This is a genomic window from Pseudooceanicola lipolyticus (assembly GCF_002786325.1).
In the GTDB taxonomy this organism is placed as follows: domain Bacteria; phylum Pseudomonadota; class Alphaproteobacteria; order Rhodobacterales; family Rhodobacteraceae; genus Pseudooceanicola_C; species Pseudooceanicola_C lipolyticus.
In genome coordinates this window covers 14,925-28,893 of sequence record NZ_PGTB01000040.1, presented here as the reverse complement: position 1 = coordinate 28,893, position 13,969 = coordinate 14,925, and the positions used below count along the sequence as shown (strand labels likewise).

The window sequence follows — 13,969 nt, the reverse complement described above, 5'->3', positions numbered from 1 at the left end:
CGGGATCTACCTCCCCGGGATGGAACGGGGTCCCACCTGCATTCTCAGTATGCCCGATCTTGAACACACAAGGATGGCGGGAGCGCTTTCGGTCCTGAGCGACGATTCCACGCTGAGCCGGATCGACCGGCGCTTTAACGCGGTCGAAAAGGTGTTGGCCTTTCTGTCGGGGCTGGCGGTGCTGCTGCTGATGGTGCTGGCGGTGGTGTCGGTGGGCGGGCGCAACCTGTTCAACGCGCCGCTGCCCGGCTATGTCGACTGGATCCAGCAATTCATGCCGCTGATCGCCTTTATGGGCATTTCCTACGCCATGCGCGATGGCGGGCATATCCGCATGGATATCGTCATCGGTCAGATGAAGGGCCGGACGCTGTGGCTGGCCGAGCTGATCACCACGCTGGCCACGCTGGCGCTGATCCTGCTGTTGATCTGGGGCAGCTGGGCGCATTTCGACCGCAGCTTCGATTGTACCCGGCCGCTGTGCAGTTCCGACAGCTCGATCGACATCGCGCTGCCGCTGTGGCCGGCCAAGCTGCTGGCGCCGGTGGCGTTTTCGGTGCTGGCGCTGCGGCTGCTGCTGCAACTGTGGGGCTATGCCCGCGCCTTTGCCGAGGGCGCGACCCAGCCGGTGGCGGTGCCGCTGGTCAAGAGCGCCGCCGAACTCGCGGCGGAAGAGGCGCAGCACGTCTCGGGCGCCCGCAACGGGGAGGACTGAACCATGTCCTCCATCGAAATCGGGTTGTGGGTCTCGGCCGGGTTGCTGGTTCTGGTCGTCCTGGGCATGCGCGTGGCCTTTGCCGCCGGGCTGGCCGGGCTGGTCGGGCTGCTGTGGATCTTCTGGGCCAAGCGCGACTATGACCCGGATCAATTGGGCTGGGCCCTGGGCGTGGCGGTCAAGACCGCGGGGCAGGTGCCGCATTCGAAGATCGCCAGCCAGGAGCTGAGCCTGATCCCCACCTTCATCCTCATCGGCTATCTGGCCTATTATGCCGGGCTGACCCGGGCGTTGTTCGACGCGGCGAAAAAATGGGTCGGCTGGCTGCCCGGCGGCATGGCGGTGTCGACGGTGTTTGCCACCGCGGGTTTTGCCGCGGTGTCGGGCGCCTCGGTGGCGACCTCGGCGGTGTTTGCCCGCATCGCCATCCCCGAGATGCTGAAGGTGGGCTATGACAAACGCTTTGCCGCCGGGGTGGTGGCGGCGGGCGGCACGCTGGCCTCGCTGATCCCGCCCTCGGCGATCCTGGTGATCTATGCCATCATCGTCGAACAGAATGTCGGTCAGCTGCTGCTGGCCGGGTTTATTCCGGGGGCGTTTTCGGCGGTGGTCTATGGCGGGTTGATCGTGACGCTGGCACTGACCCTGCCGCGTTTCGGCCCGCCGGTGCGCGGGTTCACCTGGGGCGAGCGGCTGAGGGCGCTGCCGCCGGCCTTTCCGATTTTCTTCGTGGTCTTCATCATCATCTTCTTCATCTACAACCCGTTCGGCGGCGATGCCTGGGGCACCCCTACCGAGGGCGGCGCGCTGGGGGCGGCGGTGGTCTTCGTGATGGCGCTGATCAAGGGGATGCGTTGGGCCCAGCTGAAAGATGCGCTGCTGGAAACCGCCAAGCTGGCAACGATGATCTTCACCATCATCTGGGGGGTGCTGATCTATGTGCGGTTCCTGGGCTTTGCCGATCTGCCGGGGGCGTTTTCCGACTGGATCACCGGGCTGGAACACGCGCCGATCATCACCCTGATCATGATCCTGCTGGCCTATGCGGTGCTGGGCATGTTCATGGATGCCATCGGCATGCTGCTGCTGACCCTGCCGGTGGTCTACCCGGCGGTGATGGCGCTGAATGGCGGCGAATTCGTCAGCGCCGAGGACAGCGCCTTTGGCATGTCCGGGCCGATGTGCGCGATCTGGTTCGGCATCCTGGTGGTGAAGATGGCCGAGTTCTGCCTGATCACGCCGCCGATCGGATTGAACTGTTTCGTGGTGGCCGGCGTTCGGCCGGACATCTCGGTCCAGGACGTGTTCCGCGGGGTGACGCCGTTTTTCATCGCCGATGCGATCACCATCGCGCTGCTGGTGTCTTTCCCGGGCATCGTGCTGTACCTGCCGCGGCTGGCCAGCGGCGGCTGACGCAGCAGGGGACAAAGCGGTCTTTCATCCCAGGCCCGGACTCAAGCCGAAGGCGCCGGGCCAGCAGCAGACCGTCGCGTCGGGCTGCCGCTTGGTTGCCGAAGGCGCATTTGCCAAAGCTGAGAGGTTTCTGGCACCACAAAGCGCTGTCGCTCAGCCGGTGCAGCGGCATCCCACGGTCCGCCGCCGGCCCGGCTTACACGTCGCGCGAGACCACAATGCACCGTCGCCGGGTGTCGGGCCCGGTCATTTGGTCAGGATCAGCTTTCCGGCGCGGGTGATGCGCAGCGTGTAAAGCTGATCGGCCAGCTGGATATAGGCCAGGTTGCCGCCGCGGGTCAGATCGTTGGCATCGTGAAGCGGCGGTTCCGATCCGGCATCGGCCGGGCGGGGGCGCATGTTTTGATCGGCCGCAAAGCGCGTGGTCTGCATGTCGAGGCTCCTGAATATATTGAATCGGGCTTCCCCGTCATGCAGGCAGGGTGGCTGGATTTCGCCAAAACTGAGTGTTTTTGTCGGAATTGTCAAGCGCCCCGAACCGCCCTCGCAAAAGCAGCCGCAATCTCCGTCGCGCGCGATGTGAACATTCAAATATAAGGGGGGTGGGGCTCAGTTGCCCCAGACCTCGTCGTCGAAATCCTCGTCCCCGTCCTCGGCCCTGCGCGGCACCTGCGGATATGGCGGACGGGTGTGGTGGAACTCGGCGATCTGGGCCCGTAGCAGCGCCATCAGGGTCAGAATGTCGGTCTCCAGCTCGACCTCGGCCGGGGGATCGTCGCGGCTGACATCATGCAACCCGCGATCGTCCAGCCGCAGCGTGCGCCGGTGGCTGCCATCGATGACAAAGCGCACATGCCAGACCGCGCGCCCGGTCAACGGCAGCAGGTCGGGATGGAAGAAGCGCGGCAGCAGATCGTCGATCATCAGGTCCAGCTTGTCCGGTGTCGGCAGCGTTTTGAAATCCACCCGGTCGTCGATATCGAGATCAAAGGCGATGGCGATTTTCAACTCGGGCCGGAAACAGATGGCCAGCTTGTCGCTGCCGGGTTCGGCAGTCAGCTTGGCCCGACCAGCGGCCAGCGCCTTGTCGAGCGTAATGGATTTGCGGGTATAGGCGGCGGATTGATCGATAAATTGCATTGCGGTCTCGCATAAAGGGCGGATGTGCCGGACCTACCGCGCGGATCGGGGCCTGACAGTGAAAATATACACAGATGGTGCCGGTGAGGTCCGGTTTTGTAAAGAATTTGTCCGAATGGCGGGGCGGCAGGGCCGCCACCATGCCGTCGCGGGCGCCTGGGCAGCGGCGCAATTCGGGCTGTCCGGCCTTCCGGAGGCGCCTGGAGACCTGGGGGTGAATCCGGCAGGTGATTCGGGTGTTTATGATGTTCAGAAAATCTTCTGCGCTGCGGCGAAAACGGCTTTGAAACAGGGTGTTACACCGGCAAGCTGAGACCGTAACGCAAGTTTACACTTTTGCGCCGCCGCCGTCGGAAACCACCGGTTTTCTGCGGATTTCATTGCGCCGGCCCGCCGCTGGGATAACCTTTACCGCACGCGAAAAACGGCGGCCGGGGAGGGACGTTCACATGCGCGAAGATGCCGATATCGAGGGCCACTTCCGCCCGCGTTACCGCTCAGTTCGGGCGCTGTTTGCCCGGGGCACCGGGCAAGGCGTCCCAGATCGCCGAGAGGTCGGTGGCCATGTGCAGATGCACCTGGCGCAGCAGGTCGGAGTGCAGCGCCGGGTCCAACCGGTCAACCGCCTGGCGCGCGGCCCGCAGGTCCTGCGGGTCGCCGGTCTGCACCGCGCGTGCCAGCGTCTGGCGCAGGGGCTGATCGATGGCCTCGGTTCGGTCGCAAACCTGCTTGAGGGCCTGGAAGAACCGCAGATCGGCGGGATCGGTCATTGCCTTGTCCTTTCACCAGTGAGCGCGGCCACCGTGTATCGGGGGCGGGCATGACAGGTCAATCGCGCCGCATCGACGAGATCCTGCAGGACCGGATGCAAACCATCCAGGCCATTGCCGCAGCCAATACCACTCAGCTGCGGCTGACCCAAAAGGCCAGCGGGCTGATGGTGCTGGACATGAAAGACGACCGCAACGGTGTCGAACATGGCAACCATGACACCGCGCAGGCGCGCAACCAGGCCGCGCTGGAGACCAACATGGCCCGGATCGACCGGCTGCAACAGGCGCTTGCGCGGCTCGATGACGAGCTGGAAGCCGCCGTGAAAGAGGAAGGCGCATGACACAGCACAAGCCCCCACAAGCGATGACCCTGTTCGACCTGATCGCCCGCAACTGGGACCTGGGATGCGCGGTGCACGCGGTGCAATTCAATGCCAGCGGCAGCGCGCTGGCCGCGGTTCTGGCCGACGGGCGTCTGGCCTTCGTTTCGGTCAAAGATGCCGAAAGCCCCGATTCCCGCGTCCGGATCGAGGCCGATACCGGCCGGGCGAGCATCCGGCCGCGGTCGAAACCGCTGCCGCCGCCGGTGGTCAGCGACGCGCCGGTGGCGCAGACCCAGGTGCTGCCCTGCCGGCTGGGCGCGCAGGGCTTTGCCTTTGCCCAGGCCGAGGACGGAACCCTTTGGCGCGCCACCGCGCGCGGACAGACGCTGGCGGTCAATGGCATCGGCGACGATCCGGTGACCGCGCTGGCGAGTTTGCCCCGCGCCCGCCAGATCGTGCTGGCCCAGGGCGATCGCCTGACCCTGATGTCCGAAGATGGCGGCGCGGCGCTGACCGGGCTGGACCTGCCGCATACGGTGGCCCGGATCGCGGTGTCGGGCGATGAAAACTGGCTGGGCTGCTGGGGCGCGGGGCAGGTCAGCATCCTGTCCCGACAGGACCTGGCCGTGCAGACCACCCTGGCCTGCGACGGCAAGGTGACCGAATTTACCTGGTCGCCCTGCCAGCGCTGGCTGGCCGCAGGCTGCACCGACAAGTCGCTGCTGCTGGTCGATGCAAGGTCCGGCGCGGCCGACCGGATTACCGACTTTCCCGCCCCGGTCCACAGCGTCGGTTTCAGCGAGGCCGGCGCGGCGCTGGTCGCCTCGGGGGCGTTCCGCGTGGTTGGCTGGCGCCTGCCGGATCTGCCTTTTGGCGATCATCCCGGCACCCCGATCGAAACCGGCAAGCCGGGGCTCACTCTGGTGGACCGGGTGGCGGTGCATACCAGCCGCGATCTCTGCGCGGTCAGCTATGCGACCGGTCTGGTGATGCTGTGCCGCATCGCGCATCCCGACGAGATGCTGGTGCGCGAAGGCACCGGCGCCGCGGTCAACGCGATGGCCTGGTCGCAGGACGGGGCGCATCTGGCAATTGGCGGGGCGGATGGCAGCCTGGCCATCGCGACATTCCCCGCGAATATGTTCAAGTAAGACCCGAGGGAGGGAAACCTATGACCCAAGCGCTGTCCGCCGAAGAGCAAAGCAAGGACCGCTTTTTCCAGCAACTCGCCAAGGTGGCCGAGGAGATGGTGGCGGAACATGGCAAGGATTTTGCCGCCGGGGCGCTGGTGCTGGCCGCGCGCTGGGTGGCCGAAAACCGCCTCGGCCAGTCCGGCAACCTCAAGCATTAGTGGCGTCTGGCCGCCTGGTCGGCGCCGGAGGCCGGTGCCGACAGGCTGGGGATCTGATTGACCAGGATCGCGTTCATCGGCGCGGCCAGCGCGGCAAGCGGGCTGGCCGAGGGCCGGCCCTTGGCCGCCGTTTTCAGCGCGCCGGTCAGGTCGGGCGCCACCAGCTGCGCAAAGGCACATAACTCATGCATGCGGAAGGTTGCAAAATGCAGGCTGTCGCCATTCAGAAGCACATTGCCTTCGCCCCGCTTGGCCGGGCCGCTGCTCAGCGCGTTGCTGTGCACCGCCGCCCCCAACGTGGTCAGCACCGATTTGCGCCATTTGGCATAGTCGGTGTCGGCGGAATGGTCGATGCCGACGGTATAGAGCTTTTCCGAAATGCTGCGGAAGGCGCGCCCGCCGGCGATATGGCGGCGCCAGAAGGCGCTGGCCTCTTCGACGCTGCGGCATTCGGCGAACCGGTCGGCCAGCTTGCGGCGGATCAACAGCACCAGGGTCATGTCGACATCTTCCGAAACCGCGCGGGCGATCTGCATGGCGGGCATCGGCAGGTCGGTCAGCGCCAGCAGGCGCAGCGCCGCCAACTGCTCGGTCAGCCGCGCCGAAAGCGCCGCCAGCCCGTGCCACTGCGCCCCGGTCAGGCCGTCGATCTGCTGCTGGCGCCCGAGATCGGCGGCCGCCTGCAGCGCCCGCACCCAGATCACGCATTGATCGAACAGGAACACCAGGTCGACATCGGTGCTGCTGGTGGCGCGATCGATCCGGGGCAGGGCGCGAAACCCGGGCAGGCTGCGCAGGCCCAGACGCCAATGGCTGTCGAATTCGATGCCGGCGGCGGACCACAATTGCTTGACCCGCGCCAAAAGCTGCGGCGACAGGCCGGGATAGGCCAGTTCCGGCGCCGCGCCGTCCAAGGGGATAATGCCGCCGATCGGTGGGTCCTGGGTCATATCGCTGCAAGGCCTTGGTTTCTCCGGTCGAGGATAGCCATGCAATCCGCATCGGGGCCAGCGTTTTATCCGCGTTTGCACTGTTGGGGGCGCGCATGACGCCGGGTCTCTACCTGCGGGCAAAGACCAGCCAGGTGTTCCGGCTGGGGCAGGTGGTGCAGCTGTTGAAGATGTCGGCGGCGGACCTGGATGCGCATCTGGCCGAGGCGGCGCAGGAAAACCCCATGCTGGTCCTGCGGTCGCGGCGGGCGGCGCCGGCCCGGTCGGCGACCGATATGCTGGAAATGACCGCGATTGCCGAAACCAACAGCCTCTATGACCATGTGTTTCGCGCCCTGGCCGGGTTGATCGGGCAGGGTGGCCTGATGGAACGGGTGGTGACCGCGCTGATATCCGAGTTGGAGCCGTCCGGTTGGCTGGCGCGCAGCCCGCAGGACATCGCCGCCGATCTGGGGTTGGGGGTCGACCTGATCGACGCCGCCTTGGCCGTGATACAGAAACGGATCGATCCACCGGGCCTGTTCGCCCGCAACCTCGAAGACTGCCTGCGGCTACAGCTGGAGGATCGGGGCGAAATGACCGCGCCGATGGCGCTGGTCCTGGCGCATCTGGCCGCGCTGGAACGCGGCGGCGTGGCCGCTCTGGTCGCGGCCTCCGGGCTGGACCCGGCAACGGTGCAGCAGTGCCTGACCGTGATCCGCCGGCTGGATCCCAAGCCAGGCAATGCCTTTGCGTCGGACCCGGCGCTGCTGCGGGAACCGGATGTGCGCATAAGCCCCGAGGGTGATGGATGGGAGATCGAATTTCTCTCGTCATTGCAGAACGATATCCAGATCGCGGCGGTGCCGCGTGGCGGCCATACCTCTGAAACGCGCGCGGCGCTGGCGCGGGCGCGGGCGCTGAAACAGGCGCTGGAGATCCGCCGCTCGGCGCTGGAGCAGGTGGTGCATGCCCTGGTCGAACGGCAGGGGGCGTTCTTCCGCAGCGGTCCGGCGGCGCTGGTGCCGTTGACCCTGTCCGAGATCGCCACGGCAACCGGCTTTCACCTCAGCACCGTCAGCCGGGTGCTGAACGGGCTGCTGATCGAAGGGCCGAACGGCATCACCGCCGCGCGCGCGTTGTTTTCCGGCGCGGTGTCAGCGGGTGCGATCCAGTCCAAGGCCCAGGTGCAGGCGCGGATCCGGGCCCTGCTGGCCAAGGAAGATCCGAAACGGCCGATTTCCGACAAGCAGCTGACTGCGATCCTGCAAGACGAGGGCGTCGCCGTATCGCATCGTGTGGTCTCGAATTACCGCCAGGAGATCGGCATCCTGGCACCGGCCAAGCGCCGGCTGCGGGCCTGACCTCAACTTGCAACTCCCCCTTTTTCTGTACGGCAGAACGCTGCCTGTGGCGGCGCGGGCCAAGTCGTTGCGATATCTCGATATTTACAGGAAACGGACGGGTGTAACGCGGTGTAATGTCGCACCTGAAACACCTGTAACGTTATGCGACACCCTGTCGCATTCGGTTGCCTTTCGGATTTGGCGTCTGCGGTATCCCGCAAAAATATTCGGCAAAAAATATTTATCAAAACCAGACTACTAGAAGATTTCTTCCCGAATTCACCCGTCCCTGCCGCATTTCGGAACCGGCCTTGCAGGAAGAACGGCACAAGACGCGGACGCCCGCAACACCGGGCGGCTCAAAGAACGAAGGACAGGGAGCGAGGCCAAAGGGGCCCGGGCGCCAAATTGGCGCAGACCGCCACGGCGGGGGACACGGCCGATCTTCACAACCTTTGCCGAGAACCGGCGCCCCGCGATGGGGCGCTTAATCGAAACGGCAAAAGCCGCCACCAGGTGGCCGGGCATCCGGCCGCAGAGCTTTAAGGAGGCTCATGGCATGACTTTGACGCTTAATAAGATCACGTCGCAACGTGGTATCTCGGTCGGGGAGGCCACCAAGAAGATCTCGGATCTGGGCTGGAACCCATCCTACGTTCAGGAAGCCAGCACCTTTCCCACCGATTACAAGATCACCAAGGCGCCGCGCGACCCGATGAAACAGGTCCTGCGGTCCTATTTCCCGATGGAAGAGGAAAAGGACAACCGGGTTTACGGCGCGCTCGACGCGGCGCTGCGCGGTGACATGTTCCGCAATGTCGAACCCCGCTGGATCGAATGGATGAAGCTGTTCCTGGCGATCATCCCGTTCCCGGAAATCTCTGCCGCGCGCTCGATGGCGATGGTGGCCCGCCTGTCGCCGGGTGAAGACCTGCGCACCGGCTTTACCATGCAGATGGTCGACGAATTCCGCCACTCCACGATTCAGATGAACCTGAAGAAGTGGTACATGGAAAACTACATCGACCCGGCCGGCTTCGACATTACCGAGGAAGCCTTCGGCAAGTGCTATGCCACCACCATCGGCCGCCAGTTCGGCGAGGGCTTCATCACCGGCGACACCATGACCGCCGCCTGCATGTACCTGACCGTGGTGGCCGAGACCGCTTTCACCAACACGCTGTTCGTGGCGATGCCCTCCGAGGCGGCGCGCAATGGCGACTATGCGCTGCCCACGGTGTTCCTGTCGGTGCAGTCGGATGAAAGCCGCCATATCGGCAACGGCCACTCGCTCTTGATGGCGGCGCTGAAAGAGCCGGAAAACCACCTGCTTCTGGAACGCGACCTGAAATACGCCTTCTGGCAGAACCACGCCATCGTCGATGCCGCGATCGGCACCTTCATCGAATACGGCACCACCAACCGCGACAAGGACAAGGAATCCTATGCGGAGATGTGGCACCGCTGGATCTTCGAGGATTACTACCGGACCTACATGCTGCCGCTCGAAAAATACGGCGTGAAGGTGCACCACGACGACGTCCAGGAAGCCTGGAAGCGGATCACCGAAAAGAACTACGTCCACAAGGTGGCCCAGTTCTTCGCCGTCGGCTGGCCGGTCAACTTCTGGCGCATCGAAGCGCAGACCGACAAGGACTTCGAGTGGTTCGAGCACAAATATCCGGGCTGGTACGCCGAGTTCGGCGAGTTCTGGAAGTGGTACGCCAAGCTCAGCAAGCCGGGCGAAACCGTGATCACCTTCAACCAGGACACCGGTTATGTCTATCCGCATCGCTGCTGGTCCTGCCTGGTGCCCTGCCTGATCCGCGAGGACATGGTGGTGGACGAGATCGACGGCCAGCTACACACCTTCGCGCATGAGCTGGACCGCTGGACCGCGGTCGAGGCGTTCTCGGACGAATACGAGGGCCGGCCGACACCGGCGATGGGCAAGTTCTCGGGCAAGCGGGAATGGGAAACCGTCTATGACGGCTGGGACCTGGCCGACGCCATCAAGGACCTGAACTTCGTCCGCGACGATGGTGAAACGCTGGTGCCGCAGCCGCATCTGCGCTTTGACAACAAGGACATGTGGAAGTTGGAACATGTCCGCGGCCACACCCTGGCTTCGCCGCTGAACGCGCTGCGCGCGATGTCGCCGGCCGAGCGCGAGAAGCACATCGCCGAGTACCAGGCGGGCTTCACCATCAATCCCTGCAACTGATGGAAACGGGCGGGGGCCGGACGGGCCCCCGCATTCCCGGCGCGTCAACGACCCGCGCCACCCCAAGGGAGGAAGAAATGACGGACACGTATAATGTGCGCTTGGAGCCGGTCGGAGTGGAATTCGAGGTCGAGGACGGCGAATACATCCTCGACGCCGCCTTCCGCCAGGGCATCGCGCTGCCGCACGGCTGCAAGGAGGGCCAGTGTTCGGCCTGCAAATGCGTCCAGCTCGATGGCGAAAGCGAGATGGAGAATTATTCGACCTTCGCGCTCAACGACATGGAAAAGGATGGCGGACATATCCTGATGTGCCGATCGCTGGCGCTCAGCGACCTGGAAATCGAACTGCTTAACTATGACGAGGAGGTGCTGTCCAAATCCATTCCGGTCAAGCAGTTCTCGGGCAAGATCGTCGATTTCCAGAAACTCACCCATGACATTCGCGGGGTTCAGATCGAACTGGATGCGCCTCTGAAATTCTGGGCGGGCCAATATGTCGACATCACGGTCAAAACGGAAGAAGGGGAGGAGATTACACGCTCGTTCTCCATGGCAAATCCGCCGAGCGAAACCCAGAAACTCGGCTTCATCATCAAGAAATACCCCGACGGGAGATTCAGCAACGAGCTCGACGACGGCGGAATCAAAGCCGGCGCCGAAGTCACCGTCGAAGGGCCCTACGGGATGTGCTTCCGACGCGAGGAACGACAAGGACCGGTGATCCTGGTCGGCGCCGGATCCGGCATGTCGCCGGTCTGGTCGATCCTGAACGACCAGATCAGCAGCGGCGAAAACCGCCCGATCTATTTCTACTACGGCGCCCGCACCCAGAACGACCTGTTCAAGCTGGACGAGATCCGGGCGCTGACCGATGCCAATGCCAACGTCCAGTTCATCCCGGTGCTGAGCCACGAGGACGAGGGCAATGGCTGGAACGGTGCCCGCGGCTTCGTACATGAATATGTCGACACCCACCTGAAAGAGCTGGGGATCGACGGGCAGGGCGATGTCTATGCCTGTGGCCCGCCGCCGATGATCGACGCGCTGACGCCCGTGCTGTTCATGCACGACTTCGACAGCGACCGCATCTTCTACGACAAGTTCACCCCCACTTCCGGTTCTTCGGGCCACTAAGGCTGGCCCGAACGCTAGTGACGTGAACCAAATTCAAGGGAGGCAATCATGCCAGCAACATCCAGTTCAGTCGGATCCGGCGCCGCAGGTGCAGCGGAATTCGTCGGCTCCAAAAGCCGCAAATACAACTACTTCGAACCGCGCGGCAAACGGGCGACCCATTACGAGGACGTCACCGTCGACGTGCAGCCCGATCCCGAACGCTATTTGATCCAGAACTGGATCATCGAGTTCGAGGGCGGCAAGGGCGGCGGCGCCTATCAGAAGGACAACACCGCGGCGCTGTCTTCGAATTGGCACGCCTTCCGCGCCCCCGACCAGGAATGGGAACGCACCCATTACCAGCGCCAGTCGAAGATCGAGACGATGGTGCAGAACGTGATCACCAACGCCCGCAAGGCCGGTGCCCACAAGGCCTTCGACAAGGCCTGGCTGACCATCCTGCAGAAACATCTGGGCGCGTGGAAACACGCCGAATTCGGCCTCGGCACCTCGCTGATGCAGGCGCAGCGCTATGGCTATACCCAGATGATCAACAACGCCACGCTGACCAATTCGTCCTACAAGATGCGGCTGGCGCAGGACATCACGCTGTACCTGGCCGAGATCGGCATGGATATCGACGGCTGGAATGACGAGCTGGGCAAGAAGGCCTGGCTGGAGGACCCGATCTGGCAGCCCTGCCGCGAGGCGATCGAGACGATCATGGGCAGCGAGGATTACCTCGAACAGTATTTCGCCATCAACATCGTCTTCGAACCGCTGGTGGGCGAACTGATCCGTTCGGGCTTCTTCATGCAGGCCGCGGCGGCGAACAATGACTTCATCACGCCGCCGGTGATCTCGGCCGCCGAAGCCGATTTTGAGCGCAACCTCGCCAACACCGTCGACCTGGTCTACCTGCTGGCCCACGACGCGGAACATGGCGCGCATAACCGCAAGCTGTTCAAGTCCTGGCTCGCCAAACATGGCGACCTGGCCGAGAAAGCCGCCGCCGCATTGCAGCCGATCTGGTCGCAGCCGCATTCCAAGCCGGTCTCCTTCGAAGATGTCAAAGCCGTCTCGAAAGAGCGGGTCGGCCAGATCATCGCCGAGCTGGGCCTCGAATAATTTTCTGAAAGGAAAGCAACATGTCCACCGTAGCGCGTAACGCGTCCAACCAGAACATCTTCAAATCGATGAAGGACATCGACCTGACCTCGCGCGAAGTCTCGCATCAATGCGGCGTCACAATGAACGACAGCGTCGAGGCCCGCGCCATCGCCGAGTTCATGGAGGAGAACGACCCCAAGGTGACGATCACCTACAACCCGGCGACCATCCGCATCGACGGCGAAGGCAAGCTGATCTTCAAGATGAGCGAGATCACCGAGTACCTGGGCCGCGAGATGACCGCCGAGACCTTCGAGGTCAACACCTCTACCCACTATGGCCGGATGGTGCGGGTCGACGACGACACCGTGATCCTGTTCGGCGACATGAACGAGGTCATGGAATTCATCTGACCGGTTTTCAGACGCTTCGGGGCCGGCGCCTCTGCCGCGCCCCGAAGCCACCGGACAACTTAGCCAAACGCAAGGGAGGGCATCATGTACAAGACACCGGATGGCAAGGAAATCTTTATTCTCGACGCGCATACCCATTTCTGGGACGGCAGCCCCGAGAACCAGCTGAACGTGCATGGCAAGCAGTTCATCGAGTGTTTTTATGCCTATCACACCAATCTCAGCCCGGAAGATCAGCTGTGGGAAAAGGCCAAGTTCGAGAAATATTCCGAGGACGACATCTATCGGGATCTGTTCATCGACGGCCCCGACGATATGGCGATCATCCAGACCACGGTGCTGAGTGATTTCTACAAGAACGGGTTCGGCTGCATCGAACGCTCGACCGAGATGGCGCAGCGGCACCCGGAACGCTTTATCGTCAACGGCAGTTTCGATCCCCGCGATGGCGAGAAGGCGCTGGAATACATCCACTACATGAAGGAAACCTTCGATATCCAGGGCGTGAAGATGTACACCGCCGAGTGGAATGGCGACAGCAAGGGCTGGGCGCTGAACGATCCGGCGGCGTATAAGTGCTTCGAGCTGTGCGAAAAGCTGGGCATCAAGAATGTTCACGTCCACAAGGGCCCGACGATCATTCCGCTGTCCAAGGATGCCTTCGACGTGCATGACGTCGATCACGCCGCCACCGATTTCCAGAACCTGAACTGGATCATCGAACATTGCGGCTTGCCGCGATTGGATGATTTCTGCTGGATCGCGACGCAGGAAACCAATGTCTATGGCGGTCTGGCGGTGGCGATGCCCTTCATCCACTCGCGCCCGCGCTATTTCGGCGAGGTGATGGCCGAACTGCTGTGGTGGGTTGGCGAGGACAAGCTGCTGTTCGGCTCGGATTACGCGATCTGGACACCGCAATGGCTGGTCGAGTCCTTCTGGAACTACCAGATCCCCGAGGATATCTCGGCCGAGCGTGGCGGCGTGCAACTGACCGACGAGATCAAGGAGAAGATCCTCGGCCTGAACGCGGCCCGGCTGTACAATATCGATGTGGCGGCGAAGACCGCCGAACTGGCCGGCGCCCCGGTTCAGATCGCGGCGGAGTAGGCCG

General features: G+C 63.5%; 15 protein-coding genes. 11 read left to right on the top strand and 4 right to left on the bottom strand.

Features of this window, described 5'->3' with window-relative positions; all coding sequences use genetic code 11:
• Positions 1-73: 73 nt before the first annotated feature.
• Together CVM52_RS11815 and CVM52_RS11810 are read left to right on the top strand one after the other, a co-directional pair.
• Positions 74-715 carry a TRAP transporter small permease subunit gene (locus tag CVM52_RS11815; RefSeq protein ID WP_100162700.1) on the top strand — a complete coding sequence of 214 codons (642 nt, stop codon included), beginning with the start codon at positions 74-76 and terminating at the stop codon, positions 713-715.
• A 3-nt stretch (positions 716-718) separates the two neighbouring features.
• A complete protein-coding gene (locus CVM52_RS11810) occupies positions 719-2,128 on the top strand; it encodes a TRAP transporter large permease (protein ID WP_100162699.1) in 1,410 nt (469 codons plus the stop codon).
• A 246-nt stretch (positions 2,129-2,374) separates the two neighbouring features.
• Here the strand turns inward: CVM52_RS11810 and hemP are convergent, their stop codons facing one another.
• The 3 genes from hemP to CVM52_RS11795 form a co-directional block, all read right to left on the bottom strand.
• Positions 2,375-2,527, bottom strand: coding sequence for a hemin uptake protein HemP (gene hemP, locus CVM52_RS11805; protein ID WP_100162704.1), 153 nt, complete (start codon positions 2,525-2,527; stop codon positions 2,375-2,377).
• 210 nt (positions 2,528-2,737) lie between these two features.
• Positions 2,738-3,268, bottom strand: a complete 531-nt coding sequence (locus tag CVM52_RS11800; RefSeq protein ID WP_100162698.1) for a hypothetical protein — start codon at positions 3,266-3,268, stop codon at positions 2,738-2,740.
• A gap of 497 nt (positions 3,269-3,765) precedes the next feature.
• Positions 3,766-4,038: a hypothetical protein gene (locus tag CVM52_RS11795; RefSeq protein WP_100162697.1), complete on the bottom strand. Its 273-nt coding sequence runs from the start codon at positions 4,036-4,038 to the stop codon at positions 3,766-3,768.
• 50 nt (positions 4,039-4,088) lie between these two features.
• Here CVM52_RS11795 and CVM52_RS11790 point away from each other — a divergent pair, with 50 nt between their 5' ends.
• From CVM52_RS11790 to CVM52_RS11780, 3 genes are read left to right on the top strand one after another with little or no spacing between them, the layout of a single operon-like run.
• A complete protein-coding gene (locus CVM52_RS11790) occupies positions 4,089-4,382 on the top strand; it encodes a hypothetical protein (RefSeq protein WP_100162696.1) in 294 nt (97 codons plus the stop codon).
• A complete protein-coding gene (locus CVM52_RS11785) occupies positions 4,379-5,515 on the top strand; it encodes a WD40 repeat domain-containing protein (protein ID WP_100162695.1) in 1,137 nt (378 codons plus the stop codon). Before CVM52_RS11790 ends, CVM52_RS11785 begins: the two co-directional genes overlap by 4 nt.
• 20 nt (positions 5,516-5,535) lie before the next feature.
• Positions 5,536-5,715 (top strand): hypothetical protein, encoded by a 180-nt coding sequence (locus tag CVM52_RS11780; RefSeq protein ID WP_100162694.1) that lies wholly within the window; start codon positions 5,536-5,538, stop codon positions 5,713-5,715.
• Here CVM52_RS11780 and CVM52_RS11775 read toward each other — a convergent pair.
• Complete coding sequence (locus CVM52_RS11775; protein ID WP_100162693.1) at positions 5,712-6,665, bottom strand: hypothetical protein; 954 nt, start codon at positions 6,663-6,665, stop codon at positions 5,712-5,714. The genes CVM52_RS11780 and CVM52_RS11775 overlap by 4 nt on opposite strands.
• A gap of 95 nt (positions 6,666-6,760) precedes the next feature.
• Between CVM52_RS11775 and CVM52_RS11770 the strand changes: the two genes are divergently transcribed.
• The 6 genes from CVM52_RS11770 (at position 6,761) to CVM52_RS11745 (ending at position 13,965) form a co-directional block, all read left to right on the top strand.
• Positions 6,761-8,008, top strand: coding sequence for an RNA polymerase factor sigma-54 (locus CVM52_RS11770; protein ID WP_172720986.1), 1,248 nt, complete (start codon positions 6,761-6,763; stop codon positions 8,006-8,008).
• Positions 8,009-8,549: 541 nt separating this feature from the next.
• Positions 8,550-10,214 carry an aromatic/alkene/methane monooxygenase hydroxylase/oxygenase subunit alpha gene (locus CVM52_RS11765; RefSeq protein WP_100162692.1) on the top strand — a complete coding sequence of 555 codons (1,665 nt, stop codon included), beginning with the start codon at positions 8,550-8,552 and terminating at the stop codon, positions 10,212-10,214.
• Between the two features lie 77 nt (positions 10,215-10,291).
• A complete protein-coding gene (locus CVM52_RS11760; protein ID WP_100162691.1) occupies positions 10,292-11,350 on the top strand; it encodes an NADH:ubiquinone reductase (Na(+)-transporting) subunit F in 1,059 nt (352 codons plus the stop codon).
• 48 nt (positions 11,351-11,398) lie between these two features.
• A complete protein-coding gene (locus CVM52_RS11755) occupies positions 11,399-12,460 on the top strand; it encodes an aromatic/alkene monooxygenase hydroxylase subunit beta (protein ID WP_100162690.1) in 1,062 nt (353 codons plus the stop codon).
• A gap of 20 nt (positions 12,461-12,480) precedes the next feature.
• Complete coding sequence (locus CVM52_RS11750; protein ID WP_100162689.1) at positions 12,481-12,855, top strand: MmoB/DmpM family protein; 375 nt, start codon at positions 12,481-12,483, stop codon at positions 12,853-12,855.
• Between the two features lie 84 nt (positions 12,856-12,939).
• Complete coding sequence (locus CVM52_RS11745) at positions 12,940-13,965, top strand: amidohydrolase family protein (RefSeq protein WP_100162688.1); 1,026 nt, start codon at positions 12,940-12,942, stop codon at positions 13,963-13,965.
• The last annotated feature ends 4 nt before the right edge of the window (positions 13,966-13,969 follow it).